The sequence below is a fragment of the Microcoleus anatoxicus genome (assembly GCF_042465725.1).
GTDB classification, from domain to species: Bacteria; Cyanobacteriota; Cyanobacteriia; order Cyanobacteriales; family Microcoleaceae; genus Microcoleus; species Microcoleus anatoxicus.
The window spans coordinates 3,512,331-3,528,492 of record NZ_CP120853.1 but is presented as its reverse complement, the minus strand read 5'-3'; the positions used below and the strand labels follow the sequence as shown (position 1 = coordinate 3,528,492).

The 16,162-nt window shown below is 46.2% G+C and carries 13 protein-coding genes; 3 read left to right on the top strand and 10 right to left on the bottom strand.

Annotation, left to right across the window (positions count from 1 at the left end; genetic code table 11):
* Positions 1–50: 50 nt before the first annotated feature.
* The 7 genes from larB to trmD form a co-directional block, all read right to left on the bottom strand.
* On the bottom strand, positions 51–824 hold the full coding sequence (gene larB, locus P2A85_RS15220; RefSeq protein ID WP_377473462.1) for a nickel pincer cofactor biosynthesis protein LarB: 774 nt from the start codon (positions 822–824) through the stop codon (positions 51–53).
* 135 nt (positions 825–959) lie between these two features.
* Positions 960–2,732 carry an ABC transporter substrate-binding protein gene (locus P2A85_RS15215; protein ID WP_377473460.1) on the bottom strand — a complete coding sequence of 591 codons (1,773 nt, stop codon included), beginning with the start codon at positions 2,730–2,732 and terminating at the stop codon, positions 960–962.
* A gap of 28 nt (positions 2,733–2,760) precedes the next feature.
* Positions 2,761–3,333 (bottom strand): PIN domain-containing protein, encoded by a 573-nt coding sequence (locus P2A85_RS15210; protein WP_371117523.1) that lies wholly within the window; start codon positions 3,331–3,333, stop codon positions 2,761–2,763.
* On the bottom strand, positions 3,311–3,859 hold the full coding sequence (locus tag P2A85_RS15205; protein WP_371117524.1) for a hypothetical protein: 549 nt from the start codon (positions 3,857–3,859) through the stop codon (positions 3,311–3,313). Before P2A85_RS15205 ends, P2A85_RS15210 begins: the two co-directional genes overlap by 23 nt.
* 67 nt (positions 3,860–3,926) lie before the next feature.
* On the bottom strand, positions 3,927–4,406 hold the full coding sequence (ispF, locus tag P2A85_RS15200; RefSeq protein ID WP_377473457.1) for a 2-C-methyl-D-erythritol 2,4-cyclodiphosphate synthase: 480 nt from the start codon (positions 4,404–4,406) through the stop codon (positions 3,927–3,929).
* Positions 4,407–4,708: 302 nt separating this feature from the next.
* On the bottom strand, positions 4,709–5,440 hold the full coding sequence (locus P2A85_RS15195) for a Uma2 family endonuclease (RefSeq protein ID WP_377473455.1): 732 nt from the start codon (positions 5,438–5,440) through the stop codon (positions 4,709–4,711).
* Positions 5,441–5,496: 56 nt separating this feature from the next.
* Positions 5,497–6,192 carry a tRNA (guanosine(37)-N1)-methyltransferase TrmD gene (gene trmD, locus P2A85_RS15190; protein WP_377473453.1) on the bottom strand — a complete coding sequence of 232 codons (696 nt, stop codon included), beginning with the start codon at positions 6,190–6,192 and terminating at the stop codon, positions 5,497–5,499.
* Positions 6,193–6,710: 518 nt separating this feature from the next.
* On the opposite strand from trmD, the gene P2A85_RS15185 reads away from it, so the two are divergent.
* The 3 genes from P2A85_RS15185 (at position 6,711) to P2A85_RS15175 (ending at position 15,057) form a co-directional block, all read left to right on the top strand.
* Positions 6,711–7,604: a cyanophycinase gene (locus P2A85_RS15185; RefSeq protein WP_377481512.1), complete on the top strand. Its 894-nt coding sequence runs from the start codon at positions 6,711–6,713 to the stop codon at positions 7,602–7,604.
* Between the two features lie 632 nt (positions 7,605–8,236).
* The gene (gene cphA / locus P2A85_RS15180) at positions 8,237–10,954 is read left to right on the top strand and encodes a cyanophycin synthetase (RefSeq protein ID WP_377473451.1); all 2,718 of its coding nucleotides are present in this window, start codon (positions 8,237–8,239) and stop codon (positions 10,952–10,954) included.
* 794 nt (positions 10,955–11,748) lie between these two features.
* Positions 11,749–15,057 (top strand): class I SAM-dependent DNA methyltransferase, encoded by a 3,309-nt coding sequence (locus P2A85_RS15175; protein WP_377473449.1) that lies wholly within the window; start codon positions 11,749–11,751, stop codon positions 15,055–15,057.
* A 17-nt stretch (positions 15,058–15,074) separates the two neighbouring features.
* On the opposite strand, the gene P2A85_RS15170 is transcribed toward P2A85_RS15175, so the two are convergent.
* The 3 genes from P2A85_RS15170 to P2A85_RS15160 form a co-directional block, all read right to left on the bottom strand.
* On the bottom strand, positions 15,075–15,500 hold the full coding sequence (locus P2A85_RS15170; protein WP_377473446.1) for a type II toxin-antitoxin system VapC family toxin: 426 nt from the start codon (positions 15,498–15,500) through the stop codon (positions 15,075–15,077).
* On the bottom strand, positions 15,497–15,883 hold the full coding sequence (locus P2A85_RS15165) for a DUF433 domain-containing protein (RefSeq protein WP_377473444.1): 387 nt from the start codon (positions 15,881–15,883) through the stop codon (positions 15,497–15,499). Before P2A85_RS15165 ends, P2A85_RS15170 begins: the two co-directional genes overlap by 4 nt.
* Positions 15,884–15,965: 82 nt before the next feature.
* Positions 15,966–16,115, bottom strand: a complete 150-nt coding sequence (locus P2A85_RS15160) for a hypothetical protein (protein WP_377473442.1) — start codon at positions 16,113–16,115, stop codon at positions 15,966–15,968.
* Positions 16,116–16,162 lie beyond the last annotated feature (47 nt).

Genomic DNA, 16,162 nt, shown 5'->3' with positions numbered 1-16,162 from the left:
TGAACAGGCAGGATGCCTGTTCCACAATGAATACGATCGAGGTCTATTTGTTAATTTTTCCCAACTCGGCCAGCGGTTCTGAGAATTTGACAGGCCAAAATTGCCGCACCAAACCCATTATCAATATTCACCACGCCAACACCAGCCGCACAAGAATTAAGCATAGTTAAAAGAGGCGCAATCCCGCCAAAACTAGCGCCATAACCAACACTTGTCGGCACAGCAATCACCGGACAATCTGCCAAACCCGCAACCACACTCGCCAAAGCACCTTCCATACCCGCGACTGCAATCAACACATCAGCATCATCAATAACGTGGCGATTACTCAGCAAGCGGTGAATGCCGGCAACTCCCACATCCCACAAACGCTGTACTTGAAAACCGCAAAGTTCGGCAGTAACAGCCGCCTCTTCCGCTACAGCCAAATCTGCTGTTCCTGCACTAATAATTGTTACTTTACCTGGATGTTGCGAAGTAGGAGAACTAGGAGAAATAGCACAAATTCGAGCTTTTTGGTAATAGCACAAATCGGGTATTTTCTGCTGTAATTGCTCGAAAACGAACGGTTCAATTCGCGTCGCCATCACCGCAGGGTTTCGCCCGCGCATCGCCTGGATAATCTCCACAATTTGGTCTGGTGTTTTACCAGGTCCCCAAATTACTTCTGGGAAACCGGTTCTTAATTTGCGGTGGTGGTCAATTTTTGCAAAATCGCCCACTTGTTCAAAGTCAAAATGCTTGAGTTTTTCTAAAGCTGTGGCGGGACTGACATCACCGGCGGCTACAGATTGGAGTAACTGTTGTAAGATTTCTGGTTGCATGAAAATTGGGAATTGGGAATTGGGAATTGGGAATTGGGAATTGGGAATTGGGAATTGGGAATTGGGAATTGTCGCTATCCTAATGACTAATGACTAATGACTAATGACTAATGACTAATAACTAATGACTACTGACTATTCAGTAATTTTTAGTTCGTATAAGTTCCAGAAAGCACCTCCTATGGCACTGTATTTTATTCCTGAAATGCGATCGCGCACCGCCTCAAAAGTCAAGGGATTCACCATATAGATAAACGGCACTTGTTCTGCGATAATCCGCTGTGTCTCAGCATAAAGTTCCTTGCGCTTCGCCTCGTTTAGTTCCTGGGAAGCTTTCACGTAAAGGTCATCAATTTTTTGTTCCCAGTCAGCCACTTTCCAACCCTTAATCTGCGGTTCTCCAGCCTGCGGACCCTGGTTAAAACTGTGTAATGTACCGTTAACCGACCAAATATTGTAGCCGCTGTGCGGTTCAAGACCTCCCGTAAAACCACCGAGGTAAGTATCCCAATTTTTAGTCAAACGCAGCTTTTCCACATAAGTGTTAAAACTCAGAAATTGTGTATCAATTTGCATCCCTAACTTGCCCAAATCTTGTTTGATTTGCGTTCCCATTTGTTCCCGAACTTTTTTTCCCGCAGCCATTAACAAAGTAAATCGCACTTTGTTCCCATCCCGATCCAATAAATCCCCTTCATCATTATACTTGAACCCAGCACTTAACAGTAATTCTTTGGCTTTTTGGGGAGCGTAGTTGTAAGTTTTTAATCCTTCTTTTGGGGATAAGTAGAACGGGCTTTGGGCTGGAATTGGGGAATGCAGGGGCGCGCCAAGTCCGCGATAGATATTGTTAGTCATGGCGTCGCGGTTGATACCATAGGCGATCGCCTGCCGAAACTCCTTAGTTGCGAACCACCGAGATTTAATCGGGTCTACAAAGGGCTGATTTTGAGCATTACGACCCTGATTCAGATTGAAACACATAAATACACTGCCAGTGTCGGGACCACCGTTAAATACCGTATATTTACCGCGTTTTTCCTCCCTTTTCAGCAGCGGAAACACTTCGGGCTGCACGTCCAGACTATCCAAATCACCAGAGCGAAAATTCAACAGTTGAGTATCAGTATTTTCGATAATTTGCCAGACTATTTGCTGGATGTAGGGCTGAGCTGTTCCCTGAGTATCTTTACGCCAAAAATAGGGATTTCTTTCTAACACAACTCGCTGATTAGGAGTATAGCTTAACATTCGATATTGACCATTACCGACAATTTTTTGGGGGTCTGTATCGGTTCCCCAGGTACTCAGGAACTTCGGCTTGCCTTCACTATCTGTATTGCTAATTGATTCTTGTAAAATATGGGCAGGTAAAATTGGTATTCCCCCAGCATATCTAATAAATGGAGCAAAGGGTTCTGCTACCGAAAATTCAACCCGACGACTATCAATTTTTTTGAGTTTGGGGAATTGGCGACTCATCCCAACTCTGAGAGTATCTTTTAAGCCGCTGGGGATTTTATCGTTGAAATAAATCTTGTCATAGCTGAAGATAATGTCATCCGTAGTCATCGGTTCGCCATCAGACCATTTCAATCCCTCTCGCAGGGTGAAGACAATCTTTTTGCCATCTTTAGAGACTTTCCAAGACTCTGCTAAACCGGGTTCTAGTTCTGATGTTAAACCGTTTTCGTTGATCAATCCTTCATTGAGATAGCCAAAAACGCTGTAGGCTGACTGATTTAGCGGATAGTTAAAGGTGGCTGGGCCGCTGGGGGTGGGGACGATGAGTCTGTTTGTTAATTGCGATCGGGCTGGAGTGCACGCAGACAACGCTATGGTAGCAATTGCTGCTAGCAGAACAGCCAGCCAGCGGCGCTTTGAATGTAAAATAGGGAAAATTTTCATAATAATTTACTGTACCACCTGCGTGTAATTATGATTGAGATTGTAGCCAACCTAGAAAGTTTTTAGTGGCAGAGAAATACTTTGTAATCCCCGCCTCTCGCAAAGTATTTTGAACTTCCGATAGACCAAATTCTTTGACGTTACCGCTGAGAAATACTTTGGTTTCTGTAGAATGCGATCGGGCATGACTGAGGATACAGTGTAAAATCAAATTATCTGTTGGGTCTTTTTTGATAATAGGTCTGTTTAAACTTGCTTGAATAATCTCTGAATTTAATACAATCATTTGGGCATTTTCTGACATCAGAGAAATTGCTTCACGCAACCGCAATTCAATTTCATCTATTCGTTCGAGATAGTAAACTAATGACTCTTCTAGGTAAAAAGATAGAGATGCGACCTTTTCAGAGGTCACATCTCGCTTTGTTTCGCTAATTTGGCGGCTTAGCTGTTCCTTAAAAGAGTTTTGTCGCTTCAGCTCGTCCTCGAAAGCTGACCAAGCTTCCATATAACAAACGCTGGGTATGACTAACTGAACTGATGAGGACAAATCTCTGAGCAACATAATTGCTTCAGTCTCACGCCCTGTAGCAATACTCATCAGAAAGTTGGTCTCGATATATATAATTGCCACCTAATTCCACTCCTGATTTTGTTGTTCCACCTGCGAGTAATGGCAGCAAACCGATGGCTGCTATCTGTTCTGATGCTGGCGGATTTTCTGATTTCCAGTTATAATCTAAGTCATGCAGCCACGATTCAATCAGTCCCCCAAGGGTACGTTCAGAGAGCCATTTACTACCAAAAGTCGGCATATAATAGCGACATATCTCACCAGTATTGAGAGTGCAAACAGGCTCCGATAAATTCACACCATCCCATTTAAAAATCAAAATTTTTTCCGCATCAACAAACATAGCATAAGGAACGATCGCGTTTTTTTCAGACAGCTTAGCTAACACAGCTTTCAGCCAATCGGTCGCGCGATCGATAATTTTCTGTTTCGCGGCTGGTTCTTGAGCTTGAATAATTTTAACCTCGATTAGCACGACTATGTTATCGTCCTTATCCAACGCGATCGCATCCGCGTCTACGGGTAATTCTAACTCCCAAGTGTCAGTGTCCATGATTTCAGGCTTCCTAGCGATGTTGGATTTGAGATTAACTTTACAGTCAATTAGAGATTCTATAGTTCTATTTTAGCATTAACAAAACTACAGCGTAAGCTGCGATGCCTTCTTCTCTCCCGACGGGGCCTAATTTTTCGTTGGTGGTGGCTTTGATGCCGATTTGGTCTGGGTTGAGCTTGAGGACGCTAGAAAGGCGATCGCGCATTTTTTCAATATGCGGTTTCAGCTTCGGACGTTCTGCTACAATTACAGAATCAATGTTGCCGATTTCCCAGCCTTTATCTAATATCAACTGGTTGACTTGTTCTAGCAAGACTAGACTATCAGCACCCTTCCATTTGGGGTCAGTCGGTGGGAAATAATGCCCGATATCTCCGAGGCTGAGTGCTCCAAGCATTGCGTCCATAATCGCGTGAGTGAGTACGTCGGCGTCGCTGTGACCGAGTAATCCCAATGTGTGGGGAATGTTCACGCCGCCCAGGATGAGGGGGCGATCGGTCACTAAGCAGTGAATGTCGTAGCCGTTACCGATGCGAATGTTCATTTGGGAATGGGGAATGGGGAATGGGGGAATGGGGAATGGGGAATTGGTGTCAACTTAAGCCTGAAAGCCCGCCAAGTCCGTCTGTGGGCCCGCGAGTCCGACAGGGGTTGAAACCCCTGTCTCAAAGCTAAAGTCCTCTCAAGAGGACTGAAGAGAAGAATGTTCAACTCATTAGTCCTCTTTTAGAGGACTTTAGCTATTAGACAGGGGTTTCAACCCCTGTCGGACTATCGGTTTGACGTTAAGTTGACACCTATGGGGAATGGGGAATGGGGAAAATCCAACTTCAAATATCCAAGCAATCAAATTTCATCTGGGTCAATACCCAACTCTCTTAATTTGGCGGCTAACTTTTCTTTCTGTTGCTTTTCAATTTCTAATTGTTGTATTGCCTGCTCTTTCTGTTGTCGCTCTAATTCGGCTCTTTGAGTTTCAGCTTCATCTCCCATTAATACTAAATTTCCATCGGCATCAAAAAACCTCAACCAAGCACCTTGAGAGTTTTCTATTTGACCTTCCCATATGCCCAGCCACAACCCTAACGATTCACAATATAATCTCCCTTGTTGATTAGGAGATAAGGATTGATATCGACGATTAATTAATTCCCAACCTCTTAGAGAACTAGGATTTTTGGGATTGTAGACAAAATAATCTTGGGTTTTTAATTTACGCTCGTAGATATCTTTTTTGGTGGTTAAATCTACTTCGGCAGTTGAGGGAGACATTAATTCAATTACTACATCGGGGAGGCGACTATCTTCTTCCCAAGCAATCCAAGCATCTCTATTTGTGGTTCCATCTACATCTAAGACAACAAAGAAATCAGGGCCTTTGAAGTCTTGATTTTTGACTTGGTTTATGCTGTAGTAGACAAACATATTGCCACCTACAAAAAAGTCTTGTCGATCGCGCCAGTAATATTTGAGGGATTGGATGAGTAAATTCATCGAAACTCTATGGTTATTGCTTTCCATCGGTTCGCCATCATCGGTAATTAAATCTATTGGTAAGTTTTCTACGGCTAGTGACATAAGTTAGAGCTGGTAAAACAGAGTTATTTATGTGTTTCTTTAGGATAGCAGATGATCTATTTTCCCCCTTCGTGCAACCAGCGTTCATACAAATCAGGGCGGTGCGATCGAGTTTTGGCAATTTGCTGTTCCCTTCGCCAACGGGCAATTTCCGCATGATTCCCAGATAATAAAACATCAGGAACCTTCAATCCCCGAAAATCGGCTGGTCGAGTATACTGCGGATAATCCAAAAGTCCGTCCTCAAAACTCTCAAACTTCAAAGAATCTTCCTTCCCCACAGTGCCGCGCAACAGCCGTAAAACTCCATTAATCAAAGCCAAGGCCGGAATTTCGCCCCCTGTGAGTACAAAGTCGCCCAAAGACACCTCACGAGTCACTAAATCCAAAACTCGATCGTCCACACCTTCATAATGACCGCAAATCAACACCAACTGGTCGCACTCAGCAGCCAACCGCCGAAACATCGCCTGCTGCATTGGTTCCCCCTGGGGAGTGAGCAAAATCACCTCCCGCCTGGGCAAAATTGGCAGGGACTCCACCGCAGCGAAAATTGGTTCCGGCTTCATCAACATCCCCACTCCACCACCGTAGGGTTCGTCGTCCACTCGGTGGTGCTTGTCTGTGGTAAAATCACGAGGATTGACAAAGTTAACCTCAGCAATATTTTTAGCTAAGGCTTTGCCCATCAGTCCCGACCCTAGGGGAGCAAAGAAAAATTCTGGAAATAGGGTAACAAGGTCAAATCGCACAATAATTGGAATTTATCAACACACTTCCTCTAGTTTGACCTCTAGATGGCGATCGATTTTCGGTAATTGTATTATTCTTCATAATTTCTTAAAATTTTTGCACCTCAATTTTTATTTTTATGTATACAACGGCAAAGTAGGGACACTCAAGCGAGTCCATAGGTGTCAACTTAAGGTCAAACCCAGTCAGAGACTACGGTTTTACTGTTAAGCCTAGATCCCCCCTAGCCCCCCTTAAGAAGGGGGGAACCGGAAATGGATCAAAGTCCCCCTTCTTAAGGGGGATTTAGGGGGATCTAGACTTGGCTATGAACAAGAGATACAAAGGCTTTCAGACTTAAGTTGACACCAATGGGCTCGCTTGAGTGTCCCTACAAGAGCACTAAACTAGCTTCCTGATGTGCGCGCGATCGCGATCGCCGCTCAAATCTCCAGCCAAATTATTCAGTCTTCAAAACGCCGATCGTACCCACAACACGGCAAAATTTAATTTCACACCTAACTTAGGAAGACACACCATGCAGCAATTGACATCTCCAGCCCTTGAACAAAACATCCCCCAGCGCACAAAAACCTCGATTATGGTGATCGGGGGAGCCGAAGACAAAGTTCACGGCCGCGAGATTCTGAACACATTTTTTCACCGTTCTGGGGGTACAGAGGCGCGGCTGGCGATCGTTCCCTCAGCTTCGCGAGATCCAGAAGGGATTAGCAACCGCTACCGCACCATCTTTGACGACATGGGTGTCAGTGCAGTCAAAGTAGTTGACATCCGGGAACGCCAACAGGCCGAAAACCCCGTGTGGAAGGATTACTTAGAAGACTGTACGGGCGTATTTATCACAGGTGGCGACCAACTGCGGCTGTGCGGGTTGCTGGCGGACACACCCGTAATGGACAAAATTCGCAAAGAAGCCAGAGAAGGCAAAATTACCCTAGCTGGAACCAGTGCTGGGGCTGCTGTGATGGGCTATCACATGATTGCAGGCGGCGGGAGTGGCGCTTCTCCCAATCGCTCTTTAGTAGATTTGGCAAACGGTCTGGACATTATACCGTCCGTGATTGTAGATCAGCATTTTCATAACCGGAATCGCATGGCTCGGTTGCTGTCGGCGATTTCCTCCCACCCGGATCTGCTGGCTCTAGGTATTGACGAAGACACCTGCGCCCTATTTGAAGGAGACGACACGATTAAAATTCTCGGTAAAGGAACTGTGACTATTGTCGATTCTAGGGAAATGCTTTACACCAACGAGCCTCACGTAGGAGCGACAGAACCATTGAGCCTGTTCAATCTGCGCCTGCACGTACTTTGCCACGGAGATTGTTACAATATTGGCCTAGGCAAAGCGATGCCCTCCTCGGCTTGTGCCGAGTCTGGGTGGCCTCCTGAATGCCGCACTTCGAACTAAGACAGCAAATAATAGTCATCCGCCCTCGTCAATCATGAATTAGTAGCCAAAGATTGAGGACGGAGGATAAGCTATGGGAACATCAGAAACCCATGCCCGATTGTCAGATTGCCGAAGGGATGTGGCTCTGCCCATCTCACAGCTCAAATCTCCAATTCCGTGGGCAATAACTGAAAAATTAGTACAAAAATGTTCTTGGCGAACAGTTTATCGGAGACTCAGGCTTGAAATTGAATAAATGATCCAATAAAGTCAAAGATACATTGCAAAATGCCAATGGTAACTGCCCTGCGAAGCTCATCCTTCCAGTGCAATACTCAGCAGCCACAAACTCAGTTTGAATCACCCTCAGAAGAGAGTTTGTGGCGAACAGAAAAGGTTTTGAAGAATTAAACTGATTGGTGAGTGCTACCAAAAAGTTGTTTCTCAATAATTGTTGTATCTTGAAACTGGGAATTTAAACTATCAGATTTCCGCCTAGAAACTGGCAAAAAATTGACCCAAAAGGCTCAGGGACTCGATATAAAGTTTCTCTCCTACAAATCCAGTCGAGTCATGGCGATGAAAATCCCCTGAGTAGTTTTTCATCATCCAACTCAAAATTTAGGCTTTCCAAACATCTACGAGGCTTTATGAAAATACTAAAAATCCAGACCTTGCGCGGCCCTAATTATTGGAGTATCCGACGCCAAAAACTGATCGTCATGCGTCTAGATTTAGAAGATTTAGCAAACAAAACCACAGCCGAAATTCCGGGATTCTACGAGGGTTTACTGGGGGTGCTGCCGAGTTTGTACGAGCATTTTTGTTCCCCAGGTCGTCAGGGAGGGTTCCTACAACGTGTTAAAGAAGGCACGATGATGGGACACGTCATCGAACACGTCGCCCTAGAACTTCAGGAAATGGCAGGAATGCCTGCGGGATTCGGTCGCACCCGCGAGACTTCGACCCCAGGCATTTACCAAGTGGTACTTGAGTATCAAAACGAACAAGCAGGTCGCTACGCCGCAAGGGCTGGGGTCCGCTTGTGCCAAAGCATTGTCAGTACCGGCACTTACTCAGCTACAGAGTTGGCCCAAGATTTAAGAGACCTCACAGATTTTGCAGCGTCGGCGGCCTTGGGACCGAGTACCGAAACACTGGTCAAGGAAGCGGAAGCTCGTGGCATTCCTTGGATGCAATTGAGTGCGAGGTTCATGATCCAGTTAGGTTATGGGGTTCATCAAAAGCGGATTCAAGCAACTTTGAGCAACCGCACAGGAGTTTTGGGAGTAGAACTAGCCTGCGACAAGGAAGGTACTAAAAATATCCTGGGTAGTGCCGGTGTGCCAGTACCCAGAGGTACGGTAATTAATTATTTAGATGAACTCGAAAGTGCGATCGAAGAAGTGGGCGGCTATCCCATTGTGATTAAACCCCTAGACGGCAATCACGGACGCGGCATCACCATCGACATCAATTCCTGGGAAGTAGCAGAAGAAGCCTACGACCTCGCCAGCGCAGCCTCAAAAACCAAAAGCATCATTATTGAACGCTATTACACAGGTAGGGATCACAGAGTATTGGTAGTCAACGGTCAAGTCGTAGCCGTAGCAGAACGAGTCCCAGCTAACGTGGTGGGTAATGGCAAAAAGACCGTAGAACAGTTAATTGAAGAAGTCAACAGCGACCCGCAGCGGGGAGACGGACACGATAATGTTCTCACCCGGATTACGATCGATAAATTGTCTTTAGATTTGCTGCAAAAACAAGGCTATAGCCTCGACTCAGTAGTACCATCAGGGAAAAGAGTATTTTTGCGGGCGACAGCCAACTTGAGTACCGGGGGAATTGCAGTCGATCGCACCGACGAAATCCACCCCGAAAACGTCTGGTTATTTTCCAGAGTTGCCAAAATTATCGGTTTGGACATCGCCGGCATTGACGTCGTAACCGCCGATATCTCAAAACCCCTGCGCGATGTCGATGGTGTCATCGTCGAAGTCAACGCAGCACCAGGTTTCAGAATGCACGTTGCACCGAGTCAAGGTTTGCCCCGCAACGTCGCCGGGGCAGTGATGGATATGCTGTTCCCCTCTCCGGGAGTGAGTCGGGTGCCGATTTTAGCAGTAACGGGGACAAACGGCAAAACTACCACCACTCGCCTCCTGGCCCACATTGTCAAGCAGACTGGCCAAGTTACTGGGTATACAACTACTGACGGTACTTACATCGGTGAATATTTGGTGGAAAGCGGAGACAATACCGGGCCCCAAAGCGCTCAGTTGATTTTGTCTGACCCAACGGTGGAAGTCGCGGTGCTGGAAACAGCTAGGGGCGGAATTTTGCGATCGGGCTTGGGCTTCGACCAGTGCGATGTGGGCGTCGTCTTGAACGTCGCCGCCGACCACTTAGGCATTGGCGACATCGACACCGTGGAACAACTGGCCACCCTCAAGAGCGTGCTGGTAGAGTCGGTGATGCCCAAGGGCTATGCAGTCCTGAATGCAGACGATCCGCTAGTATCACGAATGGCGCAAAGTGTCAAGGCTCAAATTGCCTATTTCTCCATGAATCCAGATAACGAACTGGTGGCAAGACATACGGCTGCGGGCGGGCTGGCTGCAATTTACGAAAATGGCTATTTGTCGATCCTGAAGGGCGATTGGACGCTGAGAATTGAGCAGGCTGTCAACGTGCCTCTGACGATGGGCGGACGGGCACCGTTCATGATTGCCAATGCTTTAGCAGCTTGTTTGGCTGCTTTTGCCCAAGGAGTGAAAATAGAGGACATTCGATCGGCTTTGTCAAGCTTCCAGGCATCGGTAGGTCAAACTCCCGGACGGATGAACCTGTTTAATTTGGGTAAATATCACGCTTTGCTCGACTATGCCCACAACCCTCACAGTTACAAGGCTTTGGGGAGTTTCGTACAGAATTGGGATGGAATGCGGATTGGGGTAATTGGTGCGCCTGGAGACAGGCGAGATGAGGATTTTGTCCTGTTGGGTAAACTTTCGGCGGATATTTTCGATCGCATTATTGTCAAGGAAGATCTCGATCGGCGCGGCCGGGAACCCGGTGTGGTGGCCAAGTTAATTTGTCAGGGGATTGCAGAGAGTATGGCTGCACGAACCGGCGCTCAATCTAAGGTTGAATATGAGTTGATTCTCGATGAAACCGTTGCGATTAACAAGGCTTTAGATGAAGCACCGGCTGGCAGTTTGGTAGTAATTTTACCTGAAGGTGTCAACAAAGCTCTGAGTTTAATAGAAGCGCGGAAACCGATGAAGGAATCTGTGGCAGTTCAAAATGGTTTAGATCGATCGAAGTCGGAAGAAAGTTTAAAACCGACTGTTGATGCAAAGTAAATGATTTTCTAGAAACTTCTTGAATAATCAGGTAAAAGCTGGTACTGTTGATCGAGTGTTGAAGCATCAGACTGCTAAATATAGCAGTTTTGTAGTAGACATAACGAAAGAATACACATCAAAAACCTGTTCAAAGTATGGACAGAGATTTAAATGGCGCTTTCAATATTTCGTTGAAAGCTTTGAGAGATACCTCCTTGACGGGAGAGCTTGCTGCTTTCACCCGTCTTGCCATACACGGCTAATTCTGGCCTAGTCCTGGATTTACCGGGTTAAATGTATCTGTTGTGAATCAAGGCTAAAGTCTTAATTCTCATTTAATTAATAGGTTGGGTTTAATACAATTAAACCCAACCTGTTTTTTTTTGAAATCTAGTCAACTTAAGCCGAAAGCCCGCTCTTAGACTGAAGTCCCTGTCTAATAGCGAAAGTCCTCTAAAAGAGGACTAATGAGTTCTTCAGTCAAGAGAGAGAGGACTTGAGCTTTGAGACAGGGGTTTCAACCCAGGGTTGTTTCATTCTCTTGTAGGGGCAATCCCCCCGTGGTTGCCCTGATGCCTGAAACACCTACAAAATCGTGGATGAGGAGGGTAGGCACGCACCATCCACTACCCCTACAAAACGATGATTTGTTTGAGAATGAAACAGCCCTGGGTTTCAACCCCGGTTGGACTATCGGTTGTACCTTAAGTTGACACGCTTTGGGCACGTGCAGTGTCCTCTATATCATAGGTCGTGCTACCAGATTTGATATGATAAGTCCTAGGAAAAATCAGCAGTAGCAGGGTTGAAGCATGAATGAAGCCGATCGCACCAGAGTCGAAACATTCATCACGCGCTGGGAAGGTTCTAGCGGCAACGAACGCGCCAACTACCAGTTGTTTTTTGCGGAAATGTGCGATGCGCTGGGAGTCGATCGCCCTTTGGATAAAGGCAGAATTCCCAACGATCCTTACTGCTTTGATAAAGATGTCAAAATTTTTCACCCCAGCGGGAAAGTGACTCCGGGGTTTATCGATTTTCACAAAGCCGAGCATTTTTTGATTGAGGCAAAACAGGGCGGAACTACTAGCAAAAAAGGAACGGCAAAACGGGGAACGAATAGCTATTTGCGAGAGATGGAAAAAGCGTTTGTGCAAGCAGTTGCTTATACGCGAAATCTCAGCAGCAAACCACCGTTTTTGTTGACTTGCGATATTGGCGACCATTTTGAATTGTGGATGGGTTTTAGCGGCGATTACGGCGGCTATGGGGCGCGGCGAGAAATTGCGCTGACAGAGTTGGAAAAGGCCGATGTTTTCGATTTGTTTGTCGATATTTTTAGCAATCCACAGCAGCGCAACCCAGAGAAAATTGCGGCGCGGGTGACGCGGGAAGTGGCGGCGGATTTAGCAGAGTTGGCGAAAAGAATGGAGGCGAATGTCGATCCGCAGCAAGTCGCCCAGTTTTTGATGCGCTGTATTTTCACCATGTTTGCTGAGGATGTGGGTTTGCTGAAGGAACATCTGTTTACGCAGGCGCTGGAAACGCGATGGATTCTCAATCCGAAGATGTTTAAGCCGGAGGTAGAGGCGCTGTGGGTGGCGATGAATGAGGGGACGAGTTTTGGTTTTCATGGCCAACTGTTGCGGTTTAATGGCGGATTGTTTGCCGAATCCCAGGCGTTTGCGTTGACAAAGACGCAGTTGGAAGTGTTGTTACAGGCGGCGAAGCGGGATTGGTGCAATGTGGAACCGGCGATTTTTGGGACTTTGTTGGAAAGGGCGCTGGATGCACGGGAGAGGAGTAAGTTGGGGGCGCATTATACGCCGCGATCGTATGTGGAACGGTTGGTTAAGCCTGTGGTGATGGAGCCTTTGGGCGATCGCTGGATTGCGGTACAAGCGGAGGTTAAACAGTTGCTCAACGCGGGGGAATCGGAACCGACTGCGAATCAAAGGAAAAAGGCGATCGCGGTTTTAGAGGCATTTTTGACGGAGTTACAAGGGGTGAAGATTCTCGATCCGGCCTGCGGATCGGGGAATTTTTTGTATGTGACATTGGATTTGTTGAAAGGGTTGGAATCGGAGGTGTTGCGGCGCTTGGAGGATGTCACCGGATCGGCGCAGTTGCGGTTAGATATTGCCCAAGTCAATCCCAGTCAGTTTTTGGGAATTGAGATCAATCCTAGGGCGGCGGCGATCGCGGATTTGGTGATTTGGATTGGATATTTGCAGTGGCATTTTCGGCGCTTTGGCGATATTCCGCCGATCGAACCTGTGTTGCGCGAGTACAACAATATTGAATGCCGGGATGCGGTGTTGGCCTATGACGGAATAGAGCCAATTTCGGGTAAAACGCAAAAGGCTACTTGGCCAAACGCGGATTATATTTTGGGGAACCCTCCGTTTATTGGAAATAAGAGAATGAGGTCTACTTTAGGTGACAGTTACGTTGCAATTCTTCGCAATACTTGGAAAGAACTTCCTGAAACAATAGATTTTGTAATGTACTGGTGGCATAAAGCTGCCGAGCTTGTAAGCTCTAGAAAAGTTAAATGTTTTGGCTTTATCACTACAAATTCAATCACGCAAGCTTTAAATAGAAAAATAGTGCAGCAAGCTTTAGAATCGGGTATGTCAATTCTTTTTGCGCTACCCGATCATCCTTGGGTGGATAGTCTTGATGGTGCAGCAGTCCGCGTTGCCATGACTGTTGGTGGCTCAGAGCAGATTCAAGGCAGGTTACTTACTGTGCAGAACGAACTTTTTGGAGAAGATGAAGTCTCTGTTGTTGAACTATCTGAACAACGAGGCATTATTAATCCAGATCTTACTGTCGGAGCTAATACTGTCACTATGGTAAGTTTATTATCTAACAAATCAATATCCTTTCAAGGTGTTATCCCACTTGGTGAAGGATTTAGACTCAGAGAAGAGGAATTGGATATGCTTGGTTTAGATATTAATAATTTACCCCCTGTTGTCAAACCATACATGATTGGTCGAGATCTAGTTCAGCAACGGAAAAAAAAGTGGTTGATTGATTTCTTCGGTTTGAAAGAAGAAGAAGCATATCTGCAATACCCAATTCTTTATCAGAGGATCTTAGAGACTGTAAAGCCACTTCGTGACCAGAATAATCGAGAGTCTCGAAAACGTAACTGGTGGCTATTCGGTGAGAATGCACCAAAATTACGAAAATCAATATCAGGAATCAAACGCTTTATAGTCACTCCTGATACATCTAAATTCAAACCATTTTTATTTGTAGATGCCAACTTATTACCCGATGTTCAGCTTTATTCTGTAGTTTCAGATGATGCGTGGGTTCTTGGTGTATTGCAATCAAAAATTCATCAAAAGTGGTTAGAAAAGGTGGCTCCACGTATGGGAATAGGGAATGATTTACGTTGGAAACCTGCAATCGTGTTCGACCCCTTCCCCTTCCCCGACTCCAACCCTGCCCAAAAACAAACCATCCGAGAACTCGGAGAACGCCTCGATAGCCACCGCAAACGAGTCCAAGCCACTCACCCCGAAGTCACCATCACCGGGATGTACAACCTCCTCGAAAAACTCCGCCAAGGCGAACCCCTCGACGACAAAGACAAAGCCTTCAACCAAAAAGCCCTAGTCTCTACCCTCAAACAAATCCACGACGAACTAGATGCCGCCGTATTTGCCGCCTATGATTGGGAACCCACCCTCACCGACGACCAAATCCTGGAAAACCTCGTCACCCTCAACGCCCAACGCGCCGAAGAAGAACGCAACGGACTCATTCGCTGGCTACGTCCCGACTACCAAGCCCCAGGCGAAACCTACATCCAACCATCCCTTGCAGGTATCATAACCGAAACCGAAATTGCCGTCTCCCCCACGGAACAACAACCCTTCCCCAAAACCCTCAAAGAGCAACTTTCCGCCATCCGCGACTTATTTCGCACTCAAAGCGGCGAATGGACAGCCGCCCAAGTCACCGCCCATTTCAAAGGCGCGAATCGCAAACAAAAAGTGATTCTCGACTGTCTAGAAAGCTTGGAAGATTTGGGGATTTTGCTCAGTCATGCGGAAAATGGGATGACGTTTTGGCATTTGGCGGAAGTTGGAAAAGCTGGGTAAGCTTGGCTTTGCAATTGTTATGTCCAATCTTCCAAAACCAGTCCTGGGACTTGTGCAAAATCTTGTCGATTTCGCGTCACTAAAATTGAGTTATTAACCAAAGCAATGGACGCAATCCGCAAATCTTGTGTCCCAATTCGTATTCCCTGACGGCGCAGCGCCAAATATTGCTCGTAAGCTGACTCGGTAAAATCTAGAACGAGAAAATCGTTGAGAAATTTAACAGCCGATCTCAAACCAACATAAGCCCAAGTTAAGCGTTGCTGCTGTCCGGGTTGCGAAGCTTGTCGAATTGCATTGAACCAGCCCTGAATCAATTCCTCAACATTGATGACAGTAATAGCAACATCGCTCGTGTGAAGAGTTTCAAAACGTTTTAATATGAGTGGATTAGAGTGTTGCAGCAGTGTGATATGGTCGGTATCGAGAATATATTGAGTCATAGGGTCTCAGACTCAGGAAAATCGATATCGGCATTTCGATCGCGCCGATACGCTGCAACATATTCCGTGACTTCATTCAACAACGGATTGCATCTCAAAAGAGGCGAAACATTCAACATCGGACGCGCCTCGTACCAAGCAATCCGATCGTCAATTTCTGGCTGATTATCCAGATAAAAACTAATCGCATCAAACACTTGAGCCGCCGTCACGAGTTGCAGTAACTTCTGTGGGATTTCTTCAGGCTTGATTCCTGATTTCCAAAACACCACAATATCCCGTACAGTAACTTGAGTGTCTGCAATAATCGGTTCCCCCTGCAAAACTTCAGGATTGCGGGTGACATAGCGAGAAATGCTTGTAGGAGACAGCGAACTGGTCATAACGACATTATCAGAAAATGTAAACCAGCTTTCATCTTAGCGTAGTGGACAGAAGATGCCTATTATTTCCCAAACTCCTTCTCTATTCCATTTGCAAATATTCCAAAACCAGCAGCCGCAAATAGTCTAGCATTCGGATATAAGACCGCATTTGAAGATAGCCAGATCGCATCTCATCATAAAACTGAGCGATCGCAAAACGATCGCCTTTTAGATCAAATCTGCTCTTCATCGGAATGATTAGTAGCCGAAATTAGGAGACGGCAGTGCCCATAGGTG